General features: G+C 65.1%; 19 protein-coding genes and 1 other RNA gene. 13 read left to right on the top strand and 7 right to left on the bottom strand.

All coding sequences use genetic code 11. From position 1 onward, the window contains the following. Positions 1-309: 309 nt before the first annotated feature. From mfd to ABQU90_RS07115, 3 genes are all read right to left on the bottom strand, one after another. Complete coding sequence (mfd, locus tag ABQU90_RS07125; protein WP_323521264.1) at positions 310-3777, bottom strand: transcription-repair coupling factor; 3468 nt, start codon at positions 3775-3777, stop codon at positions 310-312. Positions 3778-4371: 594 nt separating this feature from the next. Continuing rightward, positions 4372-4914, bottom strand: coding sequence for a GNAT family N-acetyltransferase (locus ABQU90_RS07120; protein ID WP_055849802.1), 543 nt, complete (start codon positions 4912-4914; stop codon positions 4372-4374). 404 nt (positions 4915-5318) lie between these two features. Beyond that, positions 5319-6227: a 23S rRNA (adenine(2030)-N(6))-methyltransferase RlmJ gene (locus ABQU90_RS07115; protein ID WP_055849804.1), complete on the bottom strand. Its 909-nt coding sequence runs from the start codon at positions 6225-6227 to the stop codon at positions 5319-5321. Positions 6228-6431: 204 nt separating this feature from the next. On the opposite strand from ABQU90_RS07115, the gene creB reads away from it, so the two are divergent. Both creB and creC read left to right on the top strand, forming a co-directional pair. Beyond that, positions 6432-7136 (top strand): two-component system response regulator CreB, encoded by a 705-nt coding sequence (gene creB / locus ABQU90_RS07110; protein ID WP_193552624.1) that lies wholly within the window; start codon positions 6432-6434, stop codon positions 7134-7136. Between the two features lie 49 nt (positions 7137-7185). Then, entirely contained in the window at positions 7186-8634 is a 1449-nt protein-coding gene (gene creC, locus ABQU90_RS07105) for a two-component system sensor histidine kinase CreC (RefSeq protein WP_323521263.1), read from the top strand. A gap of 4 nt (positions 8635-8638) precedes the next feature. Here creC and ABQU90_RS07100 read toward each other — a convergent pair. Further along, a non-coding RNA gene (locus ABQU90_RS07100) (sX9 sRNA) lies at positions 8639-8709 on the bottom strand. A 204-nt stretch (positions 8710-8913) separates the two neighbouring features. Continuing rightward, entirely contained in the window at positions 8914-9726 is an 813-nt protein-coding gene (locus tag ABQU90_RS07095; protein ID WP_323521262.1) for a C1 family peptidase, read from the bottom strand. 440 nt (positions 9727-10166) lie between these two features. Between ABQU90_RS07095 and creD the strand changes: the two genes are divergently transcribed. From creD to ABQU90_RS07060, 7 genes are all read left to right on the top strand, one after another. Beyond that, a complete protein-coding gene (gene creD / locus ABQU90_RS07090; protein WP_311240666.1) occupies positions 10167-11486 on the top strand; it encodes a cell envelope integrity protein CreD in 1320 nt (439 codons plus the stop codon). Positions 11487-11493: 7 nt separating this feature from the next. Continuing rightward, on the top strand, positions 11494-11916 hold the full coding sequence (locus ABQU90_RS07085; RefSeq protein ID WP_323521261.1) for a hypothetical protein: 423 nt from the start codon (positions 11494-11496) through the stop codon (positions 11914-11916). Between the two features lie 51 nt (positions 11917-11967). Then, complete coding sequence (locus ABQU90_RS07080) at positions 11968-12570, top strand: GNAT family N-acetyltransferase (RefSeq protein ID WP_323521260.1); 603 nt, start codon at positions 11968-11970, stop codon at positions 12568-12570. Between the two features lie 70 nt (positions 12571-12640). Beyond that, positions 12641-13537, top strand: a complete 897-nt coding sequence (locus tag ABQU90_RS07075) for a carbon-nitrogen hydrolase family protein (RefSeq protein WP_323521259.1) — start codon at positions 12641-12643, stop codon at positions 13535-13537. A gap of 156 nt (positions 13538-13693) precedes the next feature. Further along, the gene (locus tag ABQU90_RS07070; RefSeq protein ID WP_323521258.1) at positions 13694-14785 is read left to right on the top strand and encodes a DUF3616 domain-containing protein; all 1092 of its coding nucleotides are present in this window, start codon (positions 13694-13696) and stop codon (positions 14783-14785) included. Between the two features lie 244 nt (positions 14786-15029). Beyond that, the gene (gene gltX / locus ABQU90_RS07065; protein WP_323521257.1) at positions 15030-16433 is read left to right on the top strand and encodes a glutamate--tRNA ligase; all 1404 of its coding nucleotides are present in this window, start codon (positions 15030-15032) and stop codon (positions 16431-16433) included. Between the two features lie 13 nt (positions 16434-16446). Beyond that, positions 16447-16965, top strand: a complete 519-nt coding sequence (locus ABQU90_RS07060; protein ID WP_104616814.1) for a transcriptional repressor — start codon at positions 16447-16449, stop codon at positions 16963-16965. A 483-nt stretch (positions 16966-17448) separates the two neighbouring features. Here the strand turns inward: ABQU90_RS07060 and ABQU90_RS07055 are convergent, their stop codons facing one another. Beyond that, positions 17449-18069 (bottom strand): TetR/AcrR family transcriptional regulator, encoded by a 621-nt coding sequence (locus tag ABQU90_RS07055; RefSeq protein ID WP_323521256.1) that lies wholly within the window; start codon positions 18067-18069, stop codon positions 17449-17451. 126 nt (positions 18070-18195) lie between these two features. On the opposite strand from ABQU90_RS07055, the gene ABQU90_RS07050 reads away from it, so the two are divergent. From ABQU90_RS07050 to ABQU90_RS07035, 4 genes are read left to right on the top strand one after another with little or no spacing between them, the layout of a single operon-like run. Continuing rightward, positions 18196-19395: an efflux RND transporter periplasmic adaptor subunit gene (locus tag ABQU90_RS07050; protein ID WP_323521255.1), complete on the top strand. Its 1200-nt coding sequence runs from the start codon at positions 18196-18198 to the stop codon at positions 19393-19395. A 15-nt stretch (positions 19396-19410) separates the two neighbouring features. Then, on the top strand, positions 19411-22557 hold the full coding sequence (locus tag ABQU90_RS07045) for an efflux RND transporter permease subunit (protein ID WP_323521254.1): 3147 nt from the start codon (positions 19411-19413) through the stop codon (positions 22555-22557). Position 22558: 1 nt separating this feature from the next. Next, a complete protein-coding gene (locus ABQU90_RS07040) occupies positions 22559-24052 on the top strand; it encodes an efflux transporter outer membrane subunit (RefSeq protein ID WP_323521253.1) in 1494 nt (497 codons plus the stop codon). Between the two features lie 7 nt (positions 24053-24059). Next, a complete protein-coding gene (locus tag ABQU90_RS07035; protein ID WP_323521425.1) occupies positions 24060-24734 on the top strand; it encodes a TetR/AcrR family transcriptional regulator in 675 nt (224 codons plus the stop codon). A gap of 88 nt (positions 24735-24822) precedes the next feature. Here the strand turns inward: ABQU90_RS07035 and ABQU90_RS07030 are convergent, their stop codons facing one another. After that, complete coding sequence (locus ABQU90_RS07030) at positions 24823-25725, bottom strand: LysR family transcriptional regulator (protein ID WP_323521252.1); 903 nt, start codon at positions 25723-25725, stop codon at positions 24823-24825. Positions 25726-26016 lie beyond the last annotated feature (291 nt).

Genomic DNA, 26016 nt, shown 5'->3' with positions numbered 1-26016 from the left:
ATTCAGTCGAATGACGTAAATGTGAAATCTTCTAGCAGTTCTGAAATTAACTGCTCAGGTTTGTCGCAAGCAGGCTCATAAGGCGTTTGTCCTGGACAGTCCCGGGACAACGTGCGCGTGTTTCAAACACGGCGGAGCAGTGCGCATCGAGCAAGGGCAAGGGCTGCGAGCCCGTTGCGTGTGACGCAGATTGGCGCGATATCGAAGATGTCTCGCGCGCACGCCATGCACACAGGTGGTGCTCACCTGCGTGCATGGCGTGTGGTGCTGTCGAGTCTGTTGCGACGCCGTCAAACGCGGCGTTGCGCTTCAGCCCGGTGTCAGTGCGGCCAGCAAACCGCGTGCGGCGTTGAAGCGGTCTGCGCCTTCGGGCATCGGCAACTTGATGCGCAGTTTGTCCGGGCCATCCATGGTGTAGATCTTCGGCTGCTTCTGGATCATCTGGATGACGGTCATCGGGTCGATCGACGGCTTGGCTTCGAACACCAGACGCCCGCCGTTTTCGCCCAGATCCAGCTTGCGGATCCCCAACGCATTGGCCTGCAGCTTGAGCTCGGCAATCGCGAACAGGTGCTTGACCGGATCCGGCAGCAAGCCGAAGCGGTCGATCATCTCCACCTGCAATTCGCGCAAGGCATCGGTGTCGCGTGCACTGGAAATGCGCTTGTACAGCGTCAGGCGCGTATGCACATCGGGCAGGTAATCCTCGGGAATCAGCGAGGCCACGTGCAACTCCACTTCGGCGCCGCGCGCTTCTTCGCCGGCATCCAGATCGGGCAGTTTGCCTTGGCGAATACTGCGCACCGCGCGTTCCAGCAGCTCGGTGTACAGGCTGAAACCGACCTCGGCCATCTGGCCGCTCTGGTCTTCGCCGAGCAATTCGCCGGCGCCGCGAATCTCAAGATCGTGCGTGGCCAGCGTAAAGCCTGCACCCAGCTCGTCCATCGAGGCGATGGCTTCCAGGCGCTTTTCTGCATCGGAGGTCATCGAGCGCCGGTCCGGCACCACCAGATACGCGTAAGCGCGGTGATGCGAACGGCCCACGCGGCCGCGCAGCTGATGCAACTGCGCAAGACCGAAGCGATCGGCGCGGTTGATGATGATGGTGTTGGCGTTGGGAATGTCGATGCCCGATTCGATGATCGTGGTCGACAACAGCACGTTGAAGCGCTGCTTCTGGAAATCCAGCATCACCCGTTCCAGCTCGCGCTCGGGCATTTGCCCGTGCGCGATGCCGATACGCGCTTCCGGCACCAGCTCGGACAGATCGCGTTGCATGCGCACGATGCTTTCCACATCGTTGTGCAGGAAGTACAGCTGGCCACCACGGCTGAGCTCGCGCTGGAATGCTTCGCGCAGCAGCGTGTTGTCCCAGGCGGTGATGAAGGTCTGCACCGCCAGCCGGTTGGGCGGCGGGGTGGCGATGATGGATAGATCGCGCAACCCGGCCATGGCCATATTGAGCGTGCGCGGGATCGGCGTGGCGGTGAGCGTGAGCAGATGCACATTGGCGCGCATCGCCTTGAGCGCTTCTTTTTGCCGCACGCCGAACCGTTGTTCCTCGTCGACCACGACCAGGCCCAGATCCTTGAACTTCACATCCGGCTGCAACAAGCGGTGCGTGCCGATGATGACGTCGATATCGCCACTGGCGACCTTCTCCAGCTCGGCCTTGATTTCCTTGGTGCTCTTGAAGCGCGACAGCACTTCCACCTTCATCGGGTAATCGGCGAAGCGGTCGCGGAAATTGCGGTAATGCTGTTCGGCCAACAGGGTGGTCGGCACCAGCACGGCGACCTGTTTGCCGGCACTGGCCGCAGCAAATGCCGCGCGCACCGCGACCTCGGTCTTGCCGAAACCGACATCGCCGCAGACCACGCGGTCCATCGGCTGGCTGCTGCCCAGATCGCGCAGCGTGGCGTCGATGGCGGCGAGCTGGTCGGTGGTTTCTTCGAACGGGAACCCGGCTGCAAACGGCTCGTACATCGCACGGTCCACCTGCAGCGCCAGGCCGGCGCGCGCGCGGCGGCGGGCCTGGATTTCCAGCAGTTCGGCAGCCACGTCGCGCACCTTCTCGGCGGCTCTGCGCTTGGCCTTGGTCCATTGCTCGCCGCCCAGCGAATGCAGCGGCGCGGTCTCGGCCGATGCACCGGAGTAACGGCTGATCAGATGCAACTGGGCCACCGGCACATACAGCCGGTCGCCCTTGGCGTACTCGATTTCCAGGAACTCGCCGGGCATGCCGCCGGCATCGAGCACGATCAGCCCGCGGTAGCGGCCCACACCGTGATCCTCGTGCACGATCGGGGCGCCTTCGGACAGCTCGCCCAGGTCGCGAATGATCGCTTCCGGCTCACGCCCGACCCGGCGCGTGCGGCGCGGCTGGTTGGCCCGCTCGGGAAACAGCTGACGCTCGGTCAGCAACGCAATCTGCGGCTCATCCAGCGCAAACCCGTCTTCCAGCGCTGCCACCGTGATGCCGAAACGCAGCTTGCTCGCCGCCAGGAAGGCCGGCACATCGGCAACGACATCCGGCTTGAGCTGGGCGGCGGCCAGCACTTCCATCAAGGCTTCGCGGCGGCCGGCCGAATCGGCGGCGACCAGCACACGGCCCGGGTAGTTGCTCAGAAACGAAGCCAGTGCCTGGCCAGCCGGCGCGTCTTTTGCGGCAACCGGCAACGGCGGCAGCGGTTGGTCGCCGAGCGCGGCGGCCTCGTCGATGCGCGCATGGTCGCTGGCCCACACCTCGATACGCGCCAGCTTGTTGAGCCGCTCGCGCAGCGCATCCGGCGATTGATACAACTCCTCCGGCGGCAGCAGCGGGCGTTCCACATCGTGGCGGCGCTGTTCGTAGCGATTCTGCGCCTGCGCCCAGAACGTATCGGCGGCGTTGGACACGCCAGTGGCGATCAACGGTAGCGCGCGCTTGTCCAGATAATCGAACAGCGTGGCGGTCTTGGCGAAGAACATCGGCAGGTAGTACTCGACCCCTGACGGCGCCAGACCCGATTTGAGATCCTGGTACAAGGCGCTGCGCCGGGTATCCACATCGAAGCGTTCGCGCAGGCAGGCCAGCACGCGTTCGACGCTGGCATCGTCCATCGGGACTTCGCGGCCGGGCAACATCTTGACCGCGTCCACCTTGTCCAGCGAACGCTGCGATTCCGGGTCGAACACGCGGATCGAGTCGATGTCCTCATCCAGCAACTCCACGCGCAGCGGCGTGGTTTCGCCCATCGGAAACACGTCGAGCAACCCGCCGCGCACCGCAAAATCGCCTGGGTCCATCACCTGCGGCACGTTGCGGTAACCAGCGCTTTCCAGGCGGCGTTTTTCCGCATCCAGATCCAACCGCTGGCCGACCTTGAGATCGAAACTGCCGCCGACGATGTAGCTCAGCGGTGCCAGCTGCTGCATCAGGGTCTGCACCGGCACGATCACCACGCCCTTGCTCAGGCCGGGCAGGCGATGCAGGGCAGCCAGGCGCTGGCTGATGATTTCCGGGTGCGGGCTGAACTGGTCGTAGGGCAGGGTTTCCCAATCGGGAAACGGCACCACCGGCAGCGTCGCGTGCTCACCGAGCAAGGCGTGCAGGTCGGCCTCGATCTGGTGCGCGCTCTGGTTGTCGCGGGCGATCACCAGCAGCGGGCCGGCATGCGCTTCGGCGGCGCGGGCGATCGACCAGGCCAGTGCAGTCGGGGAAGACGGAGAGCGCCAGTAGGCGCGGAGCTGGCCAGACTTGGGCAGCGGCGGCGAGGGATAGGTAGGCTGCGGCATCAGTCCGCGATTTTATCAGAGCGCCCGCAGTGCCCGGTCCATCTGGCGTGAAAGCTGGTGTTGGCTCGTGCGCGACGAACTCGCCAAGTTCTGCTGGGCTTGTCGCTGTCGCTGTCGCTGTCGTTGCCGTTCTGGTGACCGGCCTACTGCAGGAGCAACCGCTGAGCGGGTCGAAGGCACGGTGCCCTCATCGTTTGCGGGACACGCCGTGAATCCGTCCATGGAGGCTCGGTGGCGGCATCCATGCCGCCACACGGTCCCGCAATCGGTGAGGACACCGCGCCAGCACGTTGGTCGGTCGTCTTAGGATGGTCATCAGACCGCAGCCGGCTTTTTTGGGCCCTGTATTGGTTCGGTATGCCGCCAATAGGACCACTCACCGCGCCTGGCTTGAACCATGCACACCGACGATCTCGACTGGTCCTTGCCCGCCTGCCGGCGCGGGACCTTACGCGGCATGGATGCCGCGTAAGAGCCTCCAGGGACGGATTCACGGCGTGTCCCGCGCTGGTAGGCGGGCAAGGACCCTGCAACCAGCAAACACCACAACGGCCTTTAGCGAATCCTCAATCCCGACTTCCCAATCCCAGCCCCTCAGGCATCCAGCTCCAGCACCATCCGCACCAGCTCCGGCGAATCCGGATGCGCCTGCGGCTTGAAGCCCAGCGATTCGGCCAGCTGCAGCATCGGGACGTTGCTCTGCAGCACGTCGCCGAACAGGCAATCCAGATACTTGCGGCGCGCCCACTTCACCAGCTTGCGCATCAATTGCCGGCCCAGGCCCTGGCCGGCGACGAAGCTGCTGACCAGGATGGTGTATTCGGCCTGGCGGGTGCCCGGCACCAATGCTGCGCGCGCCACCGCGCCGACCAGGGCTTCGCCCGGGGGCAACTGCTCGGCGGCGACCAGCACGATCTCGGTCTTGGGGTTGGGATGGGTCAGGCGCTGCACCATCTCCGGGGTGATTTCGGCGGAGGAGCGTACGAAGCGCGCGCGGATTTCCTCCGGTCCCAGCAGGCTGAATGCCCCTTGCAGCGGCGGGCCGTCCTCGGGACGGATCGGGCGGAGCAACAGGGTGCGGCCATTGGGCAGGCTGAAGTTTTCATGCCAGGGAGGCATGCGATTGCGAATGGCCATGACCGGTGTTCCTTAAAGATCGGAAGATTCTGGCACCAGCCCGGCGCGCAACCATGAATGAATCCGGTGCGCCGCTGAGGGCCATCAAGGGGTGGCAGTGCTTCCCAGACAACTGTAACGAGCGGAGCCGTGAGCCGGTCGTGAGCTTGCCCGCACGCGATCACCCCCGCCGTTGCCGCCTGTTGGCGGGGCTGGATGGCGGCCTGCTGGATCGATCGCGACTGTTTGAGACCAGGCCCGGCGGTCGCGCCAAGGCCCTGCCTCATGCCAATGCCAATACCAGGCTGCTGCGGCCGTCAGCCAGCCAGCAGCCGATGCGCACTGACGCCGCTGCAAGGCACACCGTGCGAGGTGTGCAATCGCCGCACAGCGGCCAGGCGAATGCTGCACGGATTACGGGTGTATCAGGCGTCCTGGCGCAGCCATTCCAGCCGCGTGGAAGCGCCAAGTTCGCCAAGATGCTTCTTGAGCACCGGCAATGCCGGTGCCAGCACCTTGTCGAATTGCCAGGGCGCGTTGACGATCAACAGCCCGCTGCCGGTCAGGCGCAGCGGCGAGTCGTCCGGGCGCACCTGCAGCTCGGCCACCAGCACCGACTTGGCCGGCAACGTGGCCGCTTTGCGCATGAACGGCTGCAGGCTGCGACGCAGCTTGATCGGGTACCACACCATGCAGATCGCCTGCGGCCAGCGCGCCAACGTCTCGCGCACGCTGTGGATGATCTGCTGGTATTCGGCGTCCTGCGACTCGTACGGCGGGTCGATCAGCACCAGCCCGCGGCCGATCTTGGTGTCGCCGGCGCGCGGCGGCAAAAATGCGCGGATGGCCGCATAGCCGTCGCCGGCATGCACGCGCACGCGGCTGTCCTTGGCGAACAGGGTCTTGAGCGCCTCCGCCTCGTCCGGCTGCAATTCGCAGAACGCCATGCGGTCCTGCTCGCGCAGGGCCTGGGCGGCCAGCAGCGGCGAGCCGGGGTAATGGTTGAGCTGGATGCCGGCGGTGGGGCGGGCCGGCTTTTGCCCAGGTACGGCGGGGCGGGCGACGGTCTGGTTGTCGGCCTGCACCGCACGCAGATAGCGCTCGACCACCTCCGGCAAAGTGGACTCGGCCATCAGCCGCATCACGCCGGCATCGGCTTCGTTGGTCTTGCGGCTTTCTTCGCCACCGAGCTGGTAGCGGCCGCGCCCGGCGTGGGTGTCGAGCACGAAGAACGGGGTGTCCTTGCGCTTGAGGGTGTCGATCAGCGCCAGCAAGGCGATGTGCTTGAGCACGTCGGCATGGTTGCCGGCATGGAAGGCGTGGCGATAGTTCATCGGGGAAGTGTAGAGCGTGCGCGGCCCTTTGCGCTGCGCGCGGGTGCGCGGCGTGGCGGGATGCACCAGCGGCGTGGACCTGAGGGCGTGGCGCCGGGAGCGCGCAGCTACCCCGGCCATCTGTTGCCAACGTCTTTTGCCGACGCTTGCCTGCGTGCCACGGCCTGGCAGCGTGCGCGCTATGGGCCGCGCCGGCATGCGGCTATGCTGCGCGCCATGTCCGACTCTCCCGCCCGCGTGCTCGTCGTCGAAGACGAAGCCGCCATCGCCGATACCGTGCTCTACGCGCTGCGTAGCGAAGGCTATGCGGCGGAACATTGCCTGCTGGGCCGCGACGCGCTGGCGCGGCTGCGTGCCGACCCGGCCGATGTGGTGGTGCTGGACGTGGGCCTGCCGGACATCAACGGCTTCGAGGTGTGCCGCAGCCTGCGCAGTTTCAGCGAGGTGCCGGTGATCTTCCTGACCGCGCGCAACGACGAGATCGACCGCGTGCTCGGCCTGGAGCTGGGCGCCGACGATTACATGGCCAAGCCGTTCTCCCCGCGCGAGCTGGTGGCGCGGGTGCGCGCACGTCTGCGCCGCCGCAGCGTGGCAGCAGTGGCCGAACCGGGTTGGCAGCCGCATGGCGCGTTCGCGATCGACCGCGACGGCAGCCGCATCCGCTACGGCGATGCCTTGTTGCCGCTGACCCGTTACGAATACGCGTTGCTGGCTGCGTTGCTGCAACGCCCGGGTGCGATCCTGAGCCGTGCGCAGTTGATGGATCGCGGCTGGGATGCCAGCGCCGACAGCGCCGATCGCACCGTCGACACCCATATCAAGACGCTACGCGGCAAGCTGCGCCTGGCCGGCGTGCCGGCCGACCCGATTCGCACCCATCGTGGCCTTGGCTACGCCCTGGAGCTGTAGCCGATGGATGGGCGTGTGTGTGGTGCGTTGAACCGAGTGGGGTGCTGACATGCGGCTTGGTCTCAAGCTGTTTCTGGGCTTCTTCCTGATCGTGGGCCTGGCCGCGTTCTTCGTGATGCGGGTGTTCGTCAACGAGGTCAAACCCGGCGTGCGTCAAGCGATGGAATCCACGCTGGTGGATGCGGCCAACGTGCTGGCAGAAATGGCCAGCAGCGACCTGGCCGCCGGGCACATCGTCGACGGCCGCTTTGCGCACAACCTGGCGCAGGCGCAGCAGCGCGACCCCAAGGCCTGGGTGTGGCGCTTCCGCAAGAACAATGTGGATTACCGCGTCACCGTGACCGATGCGCGCGGGGTGGTGGTGTTCGATTCGCTGGGCCGCGACGTGGGCCGCGACAACTCGCGTTGGAACGATGTCTACCGCACCTTGCGTGGCGAATACGGCGCGCGTTCCAGCCCGGAACTCGATGGCGACCCTAAAGCCACCGTCATGCATGTGGCCGCACCGATCTACGCGCCCGACCAACCCGGCAAGTTGATCGGCGTGCTCACCCTGGCCCAGCCCAATCGCAGCATCGACCCGTTTATCGAAGCCAGCCAACGCAACATCCTGCAGCGCGGGGCCTGGTTGATCGGTATTTCCGCGTTGATCGGCATCCTGATGACCTGGTGGCTGATGCGCGGCATCGGCCGGCTCAACCGCTATGCGCAGGCTGTGAGCGCCGGCATCCCGGTGCCGCCACCCAAACCGCGCGGCGATGAAATCGGCGACCTCGGCCAGGCGCTGGAAACCATGCGCCGCAAGCTGGAAGGCAAGGCCTACGTCGAGCATTACGTACAGTCGCTGACGCATGAAATGAAAAGCCCGTTGGCGGCGATCCGTGGCGCGTCGGAGTTGTTGACCGAGCCGTTGCCGGAAGCCGATCGCCAGCATTTTGTCGCCAGCATCCGCGCGCAGGAACAACGGCTCACCGAAACCATCGACAAGCTGCTCGCGCTGGCTGAGGTGGAACAACACGGTCGGCTGCAGACGCGCGCGCGCATCGCTGTGAGCAGCGTGCTGCAAGCGGCGTTGGAGGCGGTTGCGCCGCGTGCCGCTGCGGCGGGTGTGCAGCTGGAGAGTGCCGCGCCGCCCGATTCGAGCGGCGAGCAGCACGTGTCTGGCGATGGATTTCTGTTGCGTCAGGCGCTGATCAATCTGCTGGAAAATGCGATTGCGTTTTCGCCGCAGGGCAGCAGTGTGCAGTTGCGTGCGCACGTACATGCAGGGCACTGGCAGCTGTCGGTCGAAGACCGGGGCAGTGGGGTGCCGGACTACGCCATCGAACGCGTTTTCGAGCGCTTTTACTCGTTGGCGCGGCCGCAGACCGGGCAACGCAGCTCCGGCCTTGGCTTGCCGTTCGTGCGCGAGGTGGCACGCCTGCACGGTGGCGACGTGGCGCTGGGTAATCGCGACGGTGGCGGTGCGATTGCGACCTTGCGGCTGCCGATCGGCTAAGCGCGGCTTACACAACGTCGCGAGCAGTCGTCAGATGAGTGTGGACGGCGCGCTCAGATCCGGAGAGAGGGCCATGTCGCATCGGCCACGCCCGCCTGGCGATGACGCCGGCATGTTGTTGGCCGCTCTTGGTGTTAAGTAGAGCTTGTGCAGCAGTAGGACGCCGAGAACGCACCATCGCTGCACGAAATGCGGAATACGGAACACGGAATACGGCATGCACCAGCGCACATGCCGTATCCGTATCAGCCGCACATCACAGTGCGCATCCGCGGTGCGCTAGTGCACCACGTCGGCGGCGGTGACGTCCTTGGCCACCACCGACCAGGACAGCTTGCCAAAGCCTTTGTTACCCCACTCGGTGCCCCAGCTGTTTTCGACGATCAGCCCTTCGCTGTCGTAACCCAGCGCGATCACCGCATGCCCGCCCAGAATCGGGGTCTTGATGTCGTAGTCGACCTGATTCTTGGGCGTGAGGTCCTCAAAACCCTGCCGCACATAGAAGCCGATGGCGACCGGCGTGGACGAGGCCAGCGCCAGTTTGATCTGCTCGATCAGGGCGCGCCCGCCATCGCCGTTGCCCGCATACAGCACGGTGTACTTCCGGTAGGGCGTGGGGTTTTTGGCGGCGTTGGCGCGGTCGGCGGCGGTGGGTGGGTTCTTCCAGTTGTAGTTGCCCCACGAATACTGCTGCTCGGTAGCGATGCCTTGCGCTAGCGCAACTTCCAGCGGGGCTTCCAGCGTGGAGCCGTCATCGACGCCACCGTTGACCTGGCTATAGAGATACATCGGGGCAAAGCGGGTTTGCGCCTGTTTGCTGGCATTGGCGTACCAGCCGGTCAAGGTGTGCGCGGTGGCCCACGACGCACACGATCCCACCTGGCCCTGATCGCCCGGCGTGATCGCCCAGGCGGTCAGGTCCACCGAGGCGGGAAGGGATTTGGCCGCGCTCGCGGTTCCGAATAGCGGGGTGACCGGCTGCATCAACGACGATGGCTTCAAACCCATTCCGTGCGTTGCCGCCTGCGCTGCGGCGGAGGACAGGCTCAGGGCGGCGAGCACGCAAAGCGCAAGTGAACATTGCTTGTTCATGGAAGGCAGACTCCAGGGAGTAGAGGGATGCAGTCGTGCGCACTGTTGGAACCACAGCCAGCAAGCGGACACACGGGTGAGACGACACCGATGCGGTGCGGGCAAAAAAAGAAAGAGACGCCGAAGACCGACAAAACCAGAAAGCCGTAAGCGGAATAACTCAGGAAAAGAAGGGATGGCCCTGAAGTGCGTAGCTGCGTGCTCATCCTTGCGCCTGGCGCGAAAGAGCGCGGCGGTGATGCGAAGTGTCATCACTGAAACGGAAGCGTGCACTGGGCCTGCGTTGCACTTTTAAAGCGTGAAAACGCGATTTCCTGACTGGGTCACAGTGCCGGCCGCCGCGCGTGCAGAGGCGGCACTTCACATTCGCTTCAAATTCACCTCAAACCCTGGACACCGTCGCCTTGCACCCTGACCACCTCCCAGAATGAGGATGGTCGATGAAATCCCTGAAACTGTTGTTGCGGTTCGCCACCATCGGCGGACTGATCCTGTTGTTGCTGATTCCCTTGTTGCTGATTCGCGGCACCGTGCAGGACCGTGCGCAGTACCGCGACCAGGCGGTGGAGCGGGTGGCGCAGAGCAAGGCCGGCGAGCAGCAGTTCATCGCACCGGTGCGGGTGTTGCCATACACCGAAGATGTGCAGGTCACCGAGCCGGACGAGGAGGGCAAGTCGCACAAGGTCTGGCGCAAGCGCGATGGGCAGCTGCTGCAGACCCCGCGCACGCTCAACCTGAGCGGCGAGTTGATGCCCTCCGAGCGCAAGATCGGCCTGTTCCGCGTGCAGGTGTATTCGTGGAAGGCCAAGCTCAAGGCCGAATTCGACCCGCTCGAGTATCCGGCTGTGGCCGGGCGCAGCTATGGCCAGCCGCATCTGGCTGTGGGCATTTCGGACGTGCGCGGCTTGGTCGGCACGCCAACGCTGCGGGTAGACGGCCGCACCCTGACGCTGGAAAGCGGCGCTGGCGGCCTGGCATCGCGCTCGGCCGGCATTCACGCCGATCTGCAGCCCTTGGGCGATCCGCTGGCCGGCAAGCTGGTCGACGGCAATGCAGTGGACATGGCATTCGTGCTGGATGGCACGCGCAGTCTGACCATCGCGCCGATTGCCGACAATAACGACATCGCGCTGCGTTCGGCCTGGCCGCATCCGTTGTTCGGTGGGCGCTTTCTGCCGAATGCGCCGACCATCAGCGAGCGTGGCTTCGATGCGAGCTGGTCGCTGTCGTCGCTGGCAACCGGTGCGCAGACGCAGTTGCAGTCGTCGCAGTCGTCGCTGGATACGCTGGAAGTGCGTCTGGTCGACCCGGTGGATGTGTACACCCAGGCCGATCGCGCCAGCAAATACGGCATCCTGTTCGTGGTGCTGACCTTTGTGGCGTTCGTGTTGTTCGAGCTGATCAAGCGCTTGCCGATCCATCCGTTGCAATACCTGCTGGTCGGCCTGGCGCTGGCGATCTTCTTCCTGTTGCTGCTGAGCCTTTCCGAGCACATCGCGTTCTGGCAGGCGTATCTGGTGTCGGCGGCGGCGTGTATCGGCCTGCAGTTCTTCTATCTGTCCGGGGTGTTGCGGAGCTGGGTACGCGCTGCCGGGTTCTCGGTGATGCTGACGGCGTTGTATGGCGTGCTCTATAGCCTGCTGGTCTCGGAAGACAATTCGCTGCTGATGGGGTCGCTGCTGCTGTTCGGCATCCTGGCCAGCATCATGTGGGTGACGCGTAAGGTCGATTGGTACGAGCTTGGCAACAGCTTGCGCTGAGGTCGACATGCGCGTGCATGCACAGGTGTACCGGCGGGCGCAGCGTTTGCTGCCCGCCGGAATCGACACGGTGGCGCTGCTTCCCGCAGCGCCACTGTCGCAATGGGAAGGCTCGCCGCTATCGGCATTGCCGCTGGCGCGCGAGGGCCGCCGTGGGGTGATCGGTCTGCGCCTGCATGCGCGCACGGCACAGGCCTTGCGTGTGGATGGATGCAGTTTCTTGCAGGCGTCGCGGCAGCAGCAGGCGCCGGCACCGGACGCACGTGTGCGCGGCTACGGGCCGTGGCAGCGCTTGAGTAACGGCAGTTACTGGGCGCGCAGTACCGATGCGCTGCTTGGGGTGCTGGTGGCCCAGGAAGAAGCGGCGGTGTGGTTGATGTGGCAACAGCCCGGCAACGCGGCCCAACGCCATGACGGTTGGCTGCGTTGAGACGGGGCAGTGCAGCAGCGCAACGCGGCCAGGCTCGCTTACCATGGCCGCATGACCGGCACCTCCCTGATCGTTGAAACAGTCCACGGCAACGCGGTGTTGCCGTATCTGGATGCGGTAGCGCAGTTGCGCATCGCAGTGTTCCGCGCATGGCCGTATCTGTACGACGGCGATGCCGGCTACGAACGCGACTATCTGGCCGCCTATGCTGCCTCGTCCGATAGCGTGTTCGTCCTGGCGCGCGATGGCGATGCGGTCATCGGCGCGTCTACCGGTTTGCCGTTACTCGACGACAGCGCCGCTTTCCACGCGCCATTCAGCGCCGCCGGCATCGACCCCGCCAGCGTGTTTTATTTCGGCGAATCGGTGTTGTTGCCGGCGTATCGCGGGCAGGGCATCGGCCATGCCTTCTTCGACAGGCGCGAGGCGCATGCCCGCGCATTGGGGCGCTTTACGCTCGCCGCGTTCTGCTCGGTGGAACGTGCAGCGGACGACCCGCGCAAACCTGCCGACTATCGCCCCAACGATGTGTTTTGGCGCAAGCGCGGTTACGCGCCGCAGCCGGGCATGCAGGTGCGGCTGGAGTGGGCGGAGTTGCAACATGGGCAGATCGACCACAGCTTGAGTGTGTGGACGCGCGCGCTGAAACCTTGAGCGTGGTGAAGTCGATTGCGTTGCTGCGCACGTTTTACGTCGCTATAGAGCCGTTAAAGGAAGCTTGCCGATGAATGCTCCGCTCACCATTGCCGTTGCCAAATATCCGATCGGCAAACCCGTGGATTTCGCTGCCTTCGCCGCGCGCATGTCGGCACTGATCGGCGAGGCTGCGGCTGCCGGCGCGCGGGTGGCGGTGCTGCCGGAATATCTGTCGTTGGAGCTGGCTGCCACGTTCGGCACGCAGGTGTCGGCCGGCCTGCCCGAATCGTTGGCGGCCATCCAGGCGCTGCGAACGTCGTGGCTGGAGCTGTTTGCCGGCCTGGCGCGGCAGCACCGGTTGCATCTGATTGCCGGGAGTTTTCTGCTGGATCTGGACCATGGCCGCTATCGCAATCGCAGCGACTGGTTCACGCCCGACGGCGGCCATGGTTGGCAGGACAAGCTGCAACTGACCGGGTTTGAAAAAGCCACCGGGCTGATCGAGCCTGGCGATGCATTGAAGGTGTTTGAGCTGGACGGCGTGCGTGCGGCGATTGCGATCTGCTACGACAGCGAGTTCCCGTTGCCGGTGCGCGCGCAGTACGAAGCCGGCGCGCGCCTGTTGATCGTGCCCAGTTGTACCGACACTGCCGCCGGCGCCACCCGCGTGCGGGTCGGTTGTCTGGCGCGCGCACTGGAAAACCGCATGTTCGTCGCGCAATCGGTCACCGCCGGCGAGGCGCCCTGGAGCCCCGCGCTGGACATCAATACCGGCGAGGCGGCGGTGTTTGCACCGATGGATGTGGGCTTTCCCGCCGACGGCGTGCTGGCGCAAACCGATGCAGACACCGTCTGGGCGTATGCCGCGCTGGACTTCGATGCGTTCGAAGCCAGCCGCGCCCACGCGCAGGTGGCCAACGACCGCGATTGGTCGGGGCAGTTGGCGCCGGAAGTGGCGCGTGCCAAGCTGGCCGCGTTCGATTGACCAAGAACGATTGATCCCCTGCTCGCATCGTGCGCAGGCGCGGAGGTTGCAAACGCGGCAGGTGCGCTCAGCACCTGCAGCCGCATGCAGCGACTGCGCAGCTACGTGCGCAGGCCTTCAATCGCCCAACTTCGTAACACCACCCACCAGGTTCCCATGGCCAAGAAAACCCTGATTCCGCACAGCGTCCGGCTGGAGTTCGCACCCGGCGCGCTGGTGCACAGCAATCTGTCCGGCGCGGCGTTTACCGACGACTGGCTTTGGGTGGCCGGCGACGAAGCCTGCGCGGTGGATCGCCTGCGCAAGCTGCAGCCCACCCAGCGCGAGACGCTGCGCTTCGGCGAAGGCCAGAGTTTCCCACTGGCCGAGCTGCTGGATCTTCCGGGGGAGGACGCAGAAGAAGCCGACCTGGAAGGCATGGGCCTGTCGGACGGCTATCTCTGGGTGATCGGCTCGCATGGCTTGAAGCGCAAGAACGCCAAGCCCGGCCGCGACGATGCCGACAACGCCAAGCGCCTGACCAAACTCAAGCTCGACGCCAACCGCCGCCTGCTGGCCTGTCTGCCGATCGAGTCCGATGCCGATGGCACGCCACGGCTGGTGCGCGAGGCTGCCGATGGCCGCCGCGCGCTGCGGCTCAAGGGCGACGCCAAGCACAACCAGCTCACCGAGCTGCTGGCCGACGACGCGCATTTTGGCCCGTTTTTGAAGATTCCCGGCAAGGACAATGGCTTCGATATCGAAGGCATTGTGGCCGACGGCAAGCGCCTGCTGCTTGGGCTGCGCGGGCCGGTGCTGCGCGGCTGGTCGGCGCTGCTGGAAATCCAGGTGGAAGCGCATGGCGACCATCTGCGCCTGGCGCCGCTGGACGACGACGGCACGCTGCTGCGCAAGCACTTCTTGCAACTGGGCGGGCTGGGCATCCGCGATCTGCATTATTCCGGCGACGATCTGTATCTGCTGGCCGGCCCCACGATGGTGTTGAACGGCGAGATCCGCCTGTTCAAATGGCCGGACGCACGCGCCGTGCTGGCCGCCAACCGCGAGCCGGTGCGCTTTCAGCATGCCTTGATGGAATCGGCGGTGCTGCCGCATGGCAAGGACAGCGACCGCGCCGAAGCCATCTGCGACCTGCCGCCGCAGCTGGCCGGCAAGGTTCCCAGCTGGCTGGTGCTGTACGACGCGCCGGGCCCGGCGCGCAGCGATGGCGAATGCGTGGTGTACGGCGACTTGTTGCGCAATCGCTGAGCCAGGCCCGACCCCGGCCGCAGCGTGCAGTGCGCAGCCGGCGGTCGAGCTTCAAGGTTCTGATCGCGGCGCAGATGCGAGCGGCTGAAGGCGTTGCGCGGCAAGGGCACGGGCGTGCCGGCACCGCCGTTGATACGCGACGCGGCGCCGCTGCGGCCCCCGACATCACCGCCGCAGCACCTAGCCGGGCAGGGCCACGCTGCGCAAGGTAAAATCGGCGCACTCCCGTTTCGCCGAGCGTTCCATGACCTGCCGCACCCGCTTTGCTCCCAGCCCCACCGGTTACCTGCACATCGGCGGCGCCCGCACCGCCCTGTATTGCTGGTTGGAGGCGCGCCACCGCGGCGGCGAGTTCGTGCTGCGCATCGAAGACACCGACCGCGAACGCAGCACCCAGGCGGCCATCGACGCCATCCTGGAGGCGATGGACTGGTTGGGCCTGGGTTACGACGAAGGCCCGATCTACCAGACCCAGCGCATCGCCCGCTATCAAGAGGTGGCCGAGCAGCTGCTGGCGCAGGGCAAGGCCTATTACGCCTACGAAAGCCGCGAAGAGCTCGACGCCATGCGCGAGGCCGCGATGGCCAAGCAGGAAAAACCGCGCTACAACGGCGCCGCGCGCGAGCAGCAGCTGCCGTACCGCGACGACCCCAACCGGGTGATCCGCTTCAAGAACCCGGTCGGCGGCACGGTGGTGTTCGACGACCTGATCAAGGGCCGTATCGAGATCGCCAACAGCGAGCTCGACGACATGGTGATCTTCCGCCCGGACGGCTTCCCCACCTACAACTTTGCGGTGGTGGTGGACGATTGGGACATGGGCATCACCGAGGTGATCCGCGGCGACGACCACATCAACAACACCCCGCGCCAGATCAACATTTATGAAGCACTGGGCGCGCCGGTGCCCAAGTTCGCGCACATGCCGATGATCCTGGACGAGCAGGGCGCCAAGTTGTCCAAGCGCACCGGCGCGGCCGATGTCATGCAGTACAAGGACGCCGGCTACCTGCCGCATGCGCTGATCAATTACCTGGCCCGTCTGGGCTGGTCGCATGGCGACCAGGAGTTGTTCAGCCAGCAGGAACTGCTGGACCTGTTCGACGTCAAGGACGTCAATTCCAAGGCTGCGCGCCTGGACATGGCCAAGCTCGGTTGGGTCAACCAGCATTATCTGAAGACCGACGACCCGGCCAGCATCGCGCCGCAGCTGGAGTATCAGCTCGCCAAGCTTGGTCTGGACATCGCCGCCGGCCCGGCCGCTGCCGATGTGGTGGTGGCGCTGCGCGAGCGCGTGCAGACGCTGAAGGAAATGGCCGAAAAGGCCGTGGTCTGGTACCAGCCGCTGGAAACCTACGACGAAGCAGCGGTGATCAAGCACCTGAAGCTCGGCGCCGAAGTGCCGCTGGGCAAGGCGCGCGCGATGCTGGCGGCGCTGAGCGAGTGGAGCGTGGAGAGCGTGTCGGCGGCGCTGCACGAGGCCGCCGCGGCGCTGGAACTGGGCATGGGCAAGGTCGCCCAGCCGCTGCGGGTGGCCATCACTGGCACCCAGGTCAGCCCGGACATTTCGCAGACGGTGTACCTGGCCGGCCGCGAGGGTGCCTTGAAACGCATCGATGCGGCACTCATCAAGATTGGAGCGGCCTGACGCCGGAGCCTGTATGACCAAGCACACGCACACCCAACCGCACGACCAGGACCATGCCTGCACGGCCCCGCATCATCACGTGGACGATGCCAACAGCTTCGTGCGCGCGGTGGAGCGCGCCTGCAGCGAGCGCGGCCTGCGGCTGACGCCGATCCGCGCCAACGTCCTGCGGCTGATCGCCGATGCCGGCAAACCGGTCAAGGCGTACGAACTGCTGGACTGGGTGCGCGAAGGCAAGGGCGTGGGCGCCGATGCCCCGCCCACGGTGTACCGCGCGCTGGATTTCTTGATGGCCAATGGCTTTGTGCACAAGCTCGAATCGGTCAACGCCTTCGTCGCCTGCCATCACCCCAACAGCGCCCAGCATTCGGTGCCGTTCCTGATCTGCGACCGCTGCCATAGCGCCGTGGAACTGGAAGACCGCGAGGTGGTGGCGCAACTGGAAGCCCGCGCCAAGGCGCTGGGATTCCAGCCGCAGGCGCAGACGCTGGAAGTGCATGGCCTGTGCGCCAAGTGCGCAGTGGCGGAGTAAGCCTCCCGCCAGGTCGCGCAACGCGCGGCTTCGGCACGCCCGCGGCGCGATGCCAGGGCAGTAGTGTGCGTAGTGGTGCAGTGAGGCGGCGGTAGCGCGCAGCCGGTTGAATGCGGCAGATCACCGGTTCCGATGCCGCCAAGTGGCGGCACCATGGGTGTCGTTGCGTGGTACAGCAACGCGCTGACGGCCCGCCGCGTTCAAGCCAACGGGTCATCGGTCAGCGAGCGCTCGCTTTCCCTATGCCCGACCTGCACGCAACGTCACCGACATTTCAATCCCGCTATGGCGCATGGAGTTCACGCGGCGCCTCCAGGCCGGGTTGAAACAGCGCGTTCGTTGCGCCGGTTCCATGCCTGATCGCGCTGACGGCGCGGTCATTTCACCGTTCAACCACCACGCAAGCCGATGCACGCGTGGTGCGCCCGCCTGCGCAGGTGATGGTACGCGCAGCACAAACCGCAACGGCGCGGACGCAGCGCTTTAGGCCGTCTTGCCCGCCTCGCAGCCATACGCCGCCAGAAACATCTCCACCGCGCGTTGCGTGGCGTTGCGCAGATACTCGGGCGACGGATCTTTCAGCGCGCCGAACAGGCAGGGCATCAGCGTTTCCGCTTCAAACAGGGCGCCCAGTTGGCGTGCGGCCAACGACGCGTCGGTACGCCGCATCAGGCCACGGTCGATTTGCAGTTGCAGAAAGTCGGCGACGCGCTGCATGCCTTCTTCCGGACCGGCATTGAAGAACAGTGCGCCGACTTCCGAGCGGCCGGAGACGCCGATGATGGTCTGCCAGATGGTGATCGAGGAGGGGGCGCACAGGAAGGTGAGGATGTCCTCGCCAAAACGCTGCAAGGCCACGGCAATGGGGCCGCTGCTCTGCGACAGCGCATCCAGCAAGGGGTCGATGTAGCTGTCGGACATGTCTTTGGCAAACGCAACGAACAGCTCTTCCTTGGACGGGAAATAGCCGTACAGCGTGCGCTTGGAGCCGCCGACCCGGGCCGCGATCTGCGACATCGACGCTCCTTCGAAGCCCAGTTCGAGGAATACCTCGCTGGCAGCCTGAATGATGGCGTCGCGTTTTGCTTCGGTTCTGACCCGCATTCTGTCCTCCTGCTAATTCATAAGTATACCAACTGGGCAGAAATGCTTGACGCCCACGGTTGAGCTTATTAGGATACCGAACCGTACCGTTTATATTTTTAATCGCGCGTCTTCGGAGACCTTCTCGTGCGTTCTCAAGCCTCTTACCGCCTGCCGTTGTTTGCTGTTGCCGCCACCGTCCTGCTCAGCGCCTGCGGCAGCCCGCCGGGCGGACCACCGCCAGAAGAGGGCACTCCCGAGATGGCGGTGCTGACCGTCAAGCAGCAGCCGGTACCGCTGACCACCGCGCTGCCGGGGCGCACCGTGCCGTACCTGATCGCCGAAATCCGGCCGCAGGTAGGCGGCATCGTGCAGTCGCGCCAGTTCACCGAAGGCGGCGACGTCAAGGCCGGGCAGACGCTGTACCAGATCGATCCGGCGACCTACCGCGCCAGTTACGCCAGCGCCCAGGCCACCCTGGCCAGGGCGCAGGCCAATCTGCGCACCGCCAGGCTCAAGGCCGAGCGCTACACCGAGCTGGCGCAGATCAAGGCGATCAGCCAGCAGGAAGGCGACGACACCGACGCGGCGCTGGGCCAGGCCGAGGCCGACGTGGCCGCGGGCAAGGCCAGCGTGGAGACCGCGCGTATCAACCTGGCGTTCGCCCGTCTGGACGCCCCGATCTCCGGCCGCATCGGCCGCTCCAGCGTCACGCCGGGCGCGTTGGTGACCGCCAACCAGGCCACCGCGCTGACCACCATCCAGCAGCTGGACCCGATCTATATCGACGTCACCCAGCCCAGCGTGGCGGTGTTGCGGCTGAAGCAGGCGATGGCGCGCGGCGACCTGGAAAAGGCCGGCGAGGGCGCGGCCAAAGTGTCGCTGCTACTGGAAGACGGCAGCCGCTATCCCTTGCAGGGCCAGCTGGCGTTCTCCGATGTCACCGTGGACCAGAACACCGGCTCGATCACCCTGCGCGCGGTGTTCCCCAACCCCAACGCAGATCTGCTGCCGGGCATGTACGTGCGCGCAGTGCTGCAGGAAGGCGTCAAGCAACAGGGCGTGCTGGTGCCGCAGCAGGCGGTGTCGCGCAATGGTGCCGGCAAGCCGACCGTCTTCGTGGTCGGCGCCGACCAAAAACTGCAGTTACGCGTGCTGGACACCGACCGCGAAGTCGGCGACCAGTGGCTGGTGCGCAGCGGCCTGAAGCCCGGCGAACAGGTGGTGGTCGAAGGCGCTTCGCGTGCGCGCGACGGCATTCAGGTCAAGACCGTGCCATGGCAACCAAAGCGCAGCGACGCTGCGGCCGCGCCATCTGCGCCCAGCACGCCGCGTGCGGCAAATTAAGGCGGATCACACGACATGGCACGCTTTTTCATCGACCGTCCGATTTTCGCGTGGGTGTTGGCCATCATCGTGATGCTGGCCGGCATCCTGTCCATCGCCACCTTGCCGATCGCGCAATACCCCAGCATCGCGCCGCCCGCCGTCGCCATTACCGCCAATTATCCGGGCGCCTCGGCGCAGACGCTGGAAGACACCGTCACCCAGGTCATCGAGCAGAAGATGAAGGGGCTGGACCATCTCAGCTACATGGCCTCCACCAGCGAATCCAGCGGTGCGGTGACCATTACGCTGACCTTCGACAACGGCACCGACCCGGATACTGCGCAGGTGCAGGTGCAAAACAAGTTGTCGCTGGCCACGCCATTGCTGCCGCAGGAAGTGCAGCAGCAGGGTGTGACGGTGACCAAGTCGGCCACCAATTTCCTCAACGTGCTGGCCTTCACCTCCGAAGACGGCAGCATGAGCGACTCGGACCTGTCCGACTACGTAGCGGCCAACGTGCAGGAAACCATCAGCCGCGTCGAAGGCGTGGGCGACACTACGTTGTTCGGTTCGCAATACGCCATGCGCGTCTGGCTGGACCCGGACAAGCTGAGCAATTTCAATCTCACCCCGGTGGATGTGCGCACCGCCATCCAGGCGCAGAACGCGCAGGTGTCGGCCGGCCAGCTCGGCGCGTTGCCGGCGGTGGCCAACCAGCAACTCAATGCCACCATCACCGCGCAGACCCGGCTCAAGACCGCCGAGCAATTCGAAAACATCCTGCTGCGCACGCAGGCCGATGGCGCGCAGGTGCGACTGCGCGATGTGGCACGTATCGAACTGGGTAGCGAAAGCTACAACACGGTAGGTCGTTATAACGGCAAGCCGGCCGCAGGTCTGGCGATCAAGCTGGCCACCGGTGCTAATGCGCTGGATACGGTGCGCGCCATCGACAAAAGCCTGGAAGAACAGGAGAAATTCTTCCCGCCGGGCATGAAGGTGCAAAAGCCGTACGACACCACGCCGTTCGTGCGCATCTCCATCGAGCAGGTGGTGCGCACCTTGATCGAAGCGGTAGTGCTGGTGTTCCTGGTGATGTATCTGTTCTTGCAGAATTTCCGTGCCACCTTGATTCCGACCATTGCGGTGCCGGTGGTGTTGCTGGGCACCTTCGGCGTGCTCGCCGTCTTCGGTTTCACCATCAATACGCTGACCATGTTCGCGATGGTGCTGGCGATCGGCCTGCTGGTGGACGATGCCATCGTGGTGGTGGAAAACGTCGAGCGCGTGATGGGTGAGGAGCAGTTGTCGCCCAAGGACGCCACACGCAAATCGATGGACCAGATTTCCGGTGCGCTGGTTGGCGTTGCGCTGGTGCTGGCGGCGGTGTTCGTGCCGATGGCGTTCTTCGGCGGCTCCACAGGTGTGATCTACCGCCAGTTCTCGATCACGATTGTCTCGGCGATGACCTTGTCGGTGCTGGTGGCGATGATCCTGACCCCGGCCTTGTGCGCCACCTTGCTCAAGCCGGTGCACAAAGGCCATGGCATGGCCACTACCGGCTTTTTCGGCTGGTTCAACCGCGTATTCGATCGCGGCAATCACCGCTATCAAGGCGTGGTGCGGCACATGCTTGGCAAGGGCTGGCGTTACATGCTGGCCTATGCGGTGTTGCTGGCGCTGGTGGTGTTCGGTTTCATGAAGTTGCCGGTGGGCTTTTTGCCGGACGAGGACCAGGGCACGTTGTTCGTGCTGGTGCAGTTGCCGCCCGGTGCTACCGATACGCGAACCAACGAGGTGCTCAAACAGGTGGAGCATCACTTCCTGGTCGATCAGAAGGATTCGGTGTCAGGCGTGTTTGCGGTGTCCGGTTTCAGCTTTGCCGGCACCGGGCAGAACGTGGGGTTTGCCTTCGTCAAACTGCGTCCATGGGACGAGCGTACCGGCAAGGGCCAGAGCGTCACCGACGTGGCCGGCAAGGCTGGCGCTTTTTTCGCCAGCATCCGCGATGCCAGGGTGTTTACGTTTGCGCCGCCGGCGGTATCGGAGTTGGGCAATGCCACCGGCTTCGATCTGATGTTGCAGGACCGCGCAAATCTGGGCCATGACGCCTTGATGCAGGCGCGCAATCAGTTGCTGGCCGAGCTGTCGCAGGACAAGCGCCTGGTGGCGGTGCGCCCGAACGGGCAGGAAGACACGCCCGAGTTCAAGCTGGAGATCGACCCGCACCGTGCGCAGGCGATGGGCGTGTCGATCGCCGACATCAACAACACCTTCGCCAGTGCGTGGGGCAGCGTGTACGTCAACGATTTCATCGACAAGGGACGGGTCAAGAAGGTGATGCTGCAGGCCGACGCGCCTTACCGCATGAACCCGCAGGACGTCGACCGCTGGTTCGTGCGCAACAGCGCCGGCACCATGGTGCCGTTCAATGCCTTCGCGACTGCCAGCTGGCAATCGGGTTCGCCGCGGCTGGAGCGTTACAACAGCGTGCCGTCGGTGGAGATCCTGGGCATGGCGCTGCCCGGCGCGGCATCCAGTGGCGAAGCGATGCAGATCGTGGAAGCTGCGGCGGCCAAATTGCCGCCGGGCATCGGCTTCGAGTGGACCGGCTTGTCGCGGCAGGAAAAATCCTCCACCGGCCAGACCGGCCTGTTGTACGGCCTGTCGATCCTGATCGTGTTCCTGTGTCTGGCCGCGTTGTACGAAAGCTGGGCGATTCCGTTCTCGGTGATTCTGGTGGTGCCGCTGGGCGTGTTCGGCACGCTGCTGGGCGCGATACTGACCTGGAAAATGAATGACGTGTACTTCCAGGTGGGGTTGTTGACCACCATTGGCCTGGCATCGAAAAACGCGATCCTGATCGTGGAGTTTGCCAAGGAGCTGCACGAGAGCGGCAAGAGCCTGATCGAGTCGGCACTGGAAGCGGCGCGCATGCGTTTGCGGCCGATCCTGATGACATCGCTGGCCTTCATCCTGGGCGTGGTGCCGTTGGTGCTCGGCAGCGGTGCCGGTGCCGGTGCGCAGCATGCGCTGGGCACGGCGGTGATCGGCGGCATGTTGTCCGGCACGGTGCTGGCGATCTTTTTCGTACCGCTATTCTTCGTACTGGTCAGCGGGTTATTTAAGCGCCGCGCGCAACCTGCTTCACCCGCTACTCCGCAACCGACAGGACACTGACATGACACCGATTCGCATGACACTTGCCGCGATCGCGGTGGCCAGCGTGCTGTCTGGCTGCACGATGATGCCGCGCTACACCCGCCCAGACGCGCCGGTGCCGGACCACTTCGCCGGTGCCGGCACCGGTTCCACCACAACGCCCGATGCCGCCGAAACCGAACAGGCGCGCAACGTGGCCGATATCGGCTGGCGCGAGGTCTTCACCGACCCCGCGTTACAGCAGGTGATCGCGCTGGCGTTGCAAAACAACCGCGACCTGCGTGTGGCCGCACTCAATATCGAAGTGGCGCGTGCGCAATACCGGGTGCAGCGCGCTGCATTGGTACCGGCCATCGATGGCACCGGCACCTCCAACAATGCGCGCACGCCGGCGGAGCTGGCCATCCCCGGGCAGCCGGCGGTGTTCCGCACCTACAGCGGTAACGTTGGCATCAGCGCCTACGAACTGGATCTGTTCGGGCGCGTGCGCAGCCTCAAGGAGCAGGCGCTGCAACAATTTCTGTCCACCGCCGAAGCGCGCCGCAGCACGCATATCAGCCTGGTCGCCGAAGTCGCCACCGCCTATCTGACCCTGGCCGCCGATCAGGCATCGCTGCAGCTGGCGCAGTCCACCTTGAGCAGCCAAAGCGATAGCTATCGCCTGCAGCAACGCAGTTTTGAGCTGGGTGTGGCCTCGCAGCTCACCTTGCGCCAGGCGCAAACCACGGTGGAAACCGCACGCGTGGATGTGGAGCGCTATACCGCGCAGGTGGCGCAGGATCGCAATGCCCTGGTGCTGCTGGTCGGCACGCAGTTACCGGACGCCTTGTTGCCGCGCGCGTTACCCGATGGTGCCAGTGTGGACGGCAACGTGCTGGCCAGCGTGCCGGCAGGGGTGTCCTCGCAGTTGTTGCAACGTCGCCCGGACATCCTGGAGGCCGAGCGCAACCTGCGTGCGGCCAATGCCAACATCGGTGCAGCGCGTGCGGCGTTCTTCCCCAGCATCAGCCTGACCGGCTCGTTGGGCTCATCCAGCAGCAGCCTGTCGAACCTGTTCGATTCGGGCACCCGCGCCTGGAGCTTCGTGCCGTCGCTGACCTTGCCGATCTTCAACGCCGGGCGCAATCGCGCCAATCTGGACATGGCCAAGGCCAATCGCGATATCGAAGTGGCCCGCTACGAAAAATCCATCCAGAGCGCGTTCCGCGAAGTGTCCGACGCGCTTGCGCAACGCGACACGCTGGGCCGGCAATTGCAGGCCCAGCAGGCATTGGTCGATGCAACTGCCGATAGCTATCGGTTGTCGCAGGCGCGTTTCGAGCGCGGTATCGATAGTTATCTGCAGGCGCTGGATGCGCAGCGCTCGCTGTACAGCGCACAGCAGACCTTGATCGGCACGCAGTTGTCGCGTTTCACCAATCTGGTGACGTTCTACAAGGCGATGGGCGGCGGCTGGTTGCAGACCGCAGAACCGGAGATGGCCAGCGTCGCGACAGCGCAGCCCCGTGGGTGACGAAAGCTTGGCCAGTGATACGCCGCCACGTGCACGTTCGCCATCCGGCAAACGTGGCGCGATCCTGGCGGCGGCGCGTGCGCTGTTTCAACAAGACGGCTTCGACCGCACCAGCATGGACAGCATTGCCCGCCATGCGCTGGTGTCCAAGGCCACGGTGTACGCGTATTTCGCTTTCAAGGAGGTGTTGTTCCGCACAACGCTCGAAGCATTGGCGCATGCCCCGCGCAGTCATTGGGACGTGCTGCTGCAGGCGCGTGGTCCATTGGATCAGCGCCTGATTGCCGTTGCCAATGCGCTGCTAAACGTTGCAAGCCGCAGTGCGCCGGACGATACCGCCTACGGGCTGGTGCGACCGCCGCTAGTGCCCAGCCAGATGCGCGAGGAGATGTGGATGCTGTGCTTCGAGCGCTACGACCGCATGATGCGCTCGCTGTTGGCGCGTGAGGTGGACAAAGCTGCGTTGGCGATCGACAACCTGCCGGATGCATCGGTGCATTTCTTCGGGCTGATGACAGGGCTGCCGGCCAATGCGGCGGCACGCGAGACGGCATCGCATGACCCCGCCTTACAGCAGGCGGCCTATGTCAGCGGCGCGGTGGCGCTGTTCTTGCGTGCCTATCGTCCGCTGGCGGCACACCCGGTGGTGGCACATAAACGCGAGACGCCCAGCGGGTTTTAGCGGCGATCCCGCGTAGCAGCATGCCTGGGCGCGATGGGCGGTTGCGGGAAGGCTTCGTCGCGCGCACGCATGCCCCTACGAAACGTGCTTATTCGCGCGTCAGACCTTGCCGTAGCGCATCGATCACCACGCGCAGTGCGGCGGAGGATTGGCGGCGGCTGGGGTAGTAGGCGTAATAGCCCTCGAATGGCTCGCACCAGTCCTCCAGCACGCGGCGCAGCTGGCCGGCGGCGATGTGGTCCAGCACCATGGATTCCGGCAGATACGCGATACCCGCGCCGGCCAGCGCGGCGCGCAACATCGCACTGCTGCTGTTGAAGGTCCATTGCCCGTCCACGCGCACTTTGACCTCGCGCCCGGCGTTGTCGAACTCCCAGGCCAGCAACCCACCGTGTGTGGGCAGGCGTAGGCCGATGCAGTTGTGCTGCGCTAGATCGGCCGGAACGGCCGGGATGGTGTGATGCACGAAGTAGCCCGGCACCGCGACCACCGCCATGCGCTGCGGCGGGCTGATCGGCACTGCAATCATGTCCTTGGCCACCTGGTCGCCCAAGCGGATACCGATGTCGTAGCGCTCGGCCACGATATCGGCCAGACCGTAATCCACGGTGACTTCGATCTTGAGGTCCGGGTAGTCGGGCAACACTTTGGAAAGTGCCGGCCACACGTAGGCATCGGCGGCGTGGCCGGCGCTGGTGATGCGGATGGTGCCGGCCGGCTTGTCGCGGAAGTCGGTCAGCGCAGACAGCTCATCGTCGATCTCCTGCAGCCGCGGCGCCACCGTTTCGAACAGGCGCGCACCGGCTTCGGTCATTGAGACGCTACGCGTGGTGCGGGTCAGCAAGCGGATGCCCAAGCGCGTTTCCAGGGCACGCACGGTATGGCTCAACGCCGATTGCGAGACGCCCAGTTGCGCGGCAGCGCGGGTGAAGCTGCCTTCGCGCGCGACGGTGACGAAGACCTGCAGGTCGTTGAGGTTTTCCCGAGCCATTGCTGCCAGTGCCCGCTCCAGGCATGCGATTCATGCGGCCAGCATCATGCGCGATGGTGTGTGATGGCCTCAATGTCGTGGCGGCCCGCAGCGCAGGCGCATTGATGCGCTGCGTTTCTAGCTGCATGCAGATTTGCAGGGGGAGTGCAGGCGCGCATGCGCGCTACAGTGCAGGCAACCGGATGCGGGGCAGGGCGATGCTCTGCTGCCGACTGCCCTACCGATGCGGTTGCTGCTCGATCGCGCAGCAGCTGGTTCGCTTCGACCCGAGACGTGTCCTGCGCGTCGACT

This window comes from Xanthomonas sp. WHRI 10207, assembly GCF_040202975.1.
Lineage (GTDB): Bacteria > Pseudomonadota > Gammaproteobacteria > Xanthomonadales > Xanthomonadaceae > Xanthomonas.
Note: the sequence above shows the minus strand (reverse complement) of the source record. Positions and strands in the feature narration are given on the sequence as shown.

What these genes read in the sequence shown, in the direction of transcription:
- ABQU90_RS07080 (WP_323521260.1), top strand. Translation starts at nt 11,968, where the DNA reads ATGACCGGCACCTCCCTGATCGTTGAAACAGTCCACGGCAACGCGGTG.
- ABQU90_RS07120 (WP_055849802.1), bottom strand. Translation starts at nt 4,914, where the DNA reads ATGGCCATTCGCAATCGCATGCCTCCCTGGCATGAAAACTTCAGCCTG.
- ABQU90_RS07060 (WP_104616814.1), top strand. Translation starts at nt 16,447, where the DNA reads ATGACCAAGCACACGCACACCCAACCGCACGACCAGGACCATGCCTGC.
- mfd (WP_323521264.1), bottom strand. Translation starts at nt 3,777, where the DNA reads ATGCCGCAGCCTACCTATCCCTCGCCGCCGCTGCCCAAGTCTGGCCAG.
- ABQU90_RS07040 (WP_323521253.1), top strand. Translation starts at nt 22,559, where the DNA reads ATGACACCGATTCGCATGACACTTGCCGCGATCGCGGTGGCCAGCGTG.
- ABQU90_RS07085 (WP_323521261.1), top strand. Translation starts at nt 11,494, where the DNA reads ATGCGCGTGCATGCACAGGTGTACCGGCGGGCGCAGCGTTTGCTGCCC.
- ABQU90_RS07095 (WP_323521262.1), bottom strand. Translation starts at nt 9,726, where the DNA reads ATGAACAAGCAATGTTCACTTGCGCTTTGCGTGCTCGCCGCCCTGAGC.
- ABQU90_RS07115 (WP_055849804.1), bottom strand. Translation starts at nt 6,227, where the DNA reads ATGAACTATCGCCACGCCTTCCATGCCGGCAACCATGCCGACGTGCTC.
- ABQU90_RS07070 (WP_323521258.1), top strand. Translation starts at nt 13,694, where the DNA reads ATGGCCAAGAAAACCCTGATTCCGCACAGCGTCCGGCTGGAGTTCGCA.
- ABQU90_RS07030 (WP_323521252.1), bottom strand. Translation starts at nt 25,725, where the DNA reads ATGGCTCGGGAAAACCTCAACGACCTGCAGGTCTTCGTCACCGTCGCG.
- creB (WP_193552624.1), top strand. Translation starts at nt 6,432, where the DNA reads ATGCTGCGCGCCATGTCCGACTCTCCCGCCCGCGTGCTCGTCGTCGAA.
- creC (WP_323521263.1), top strand. Translation starts at nt 7,186, where the DNA reads ATGCGGCTTGGTCTCAAGCTGTTTCTGGGCTTCTTCCTGATCGTGGGC.
- creD (WP_311240666.1), top strand. Translation starts at nt 10,167, where the DNA reads ATGAAATCCCTGAAACTGTTGTTGCGGTTCGCCACCATCGGCGGACTG.
- ABQU90_RS07055 (WP_323521256.1), bottom strand. Translation starts at nt 18,069, where the DNA reads ATGCGGGTCAGAACCGAAGCAAAACGCGACGCCATCATTCAGGCTGCC.
- gltX (WP_323521257.1), top strand. Translation starts at nt 15,030, where the DNA reads ATGACCTGCCGCACCCGCTTTGCTCCCAGCCCCACCGGTTACCTGCAC.
- ABQU90_RS07045 (WP_323521254.1), top strand. Translation starts at nt 19,411, where the DNA reads ATGGCACGCTTTTTCATCGACCGTCCGATTTTCGCGTGGGTGTTGGCC.
- ABQU90_RS07075 (WP_323521259.1), top strand. Translation starts at nt 12,641, where the DNA reads ATGAATGCTCCGCTCACCATTGCCGTTGCCAAATATCCGATCGGCAAA.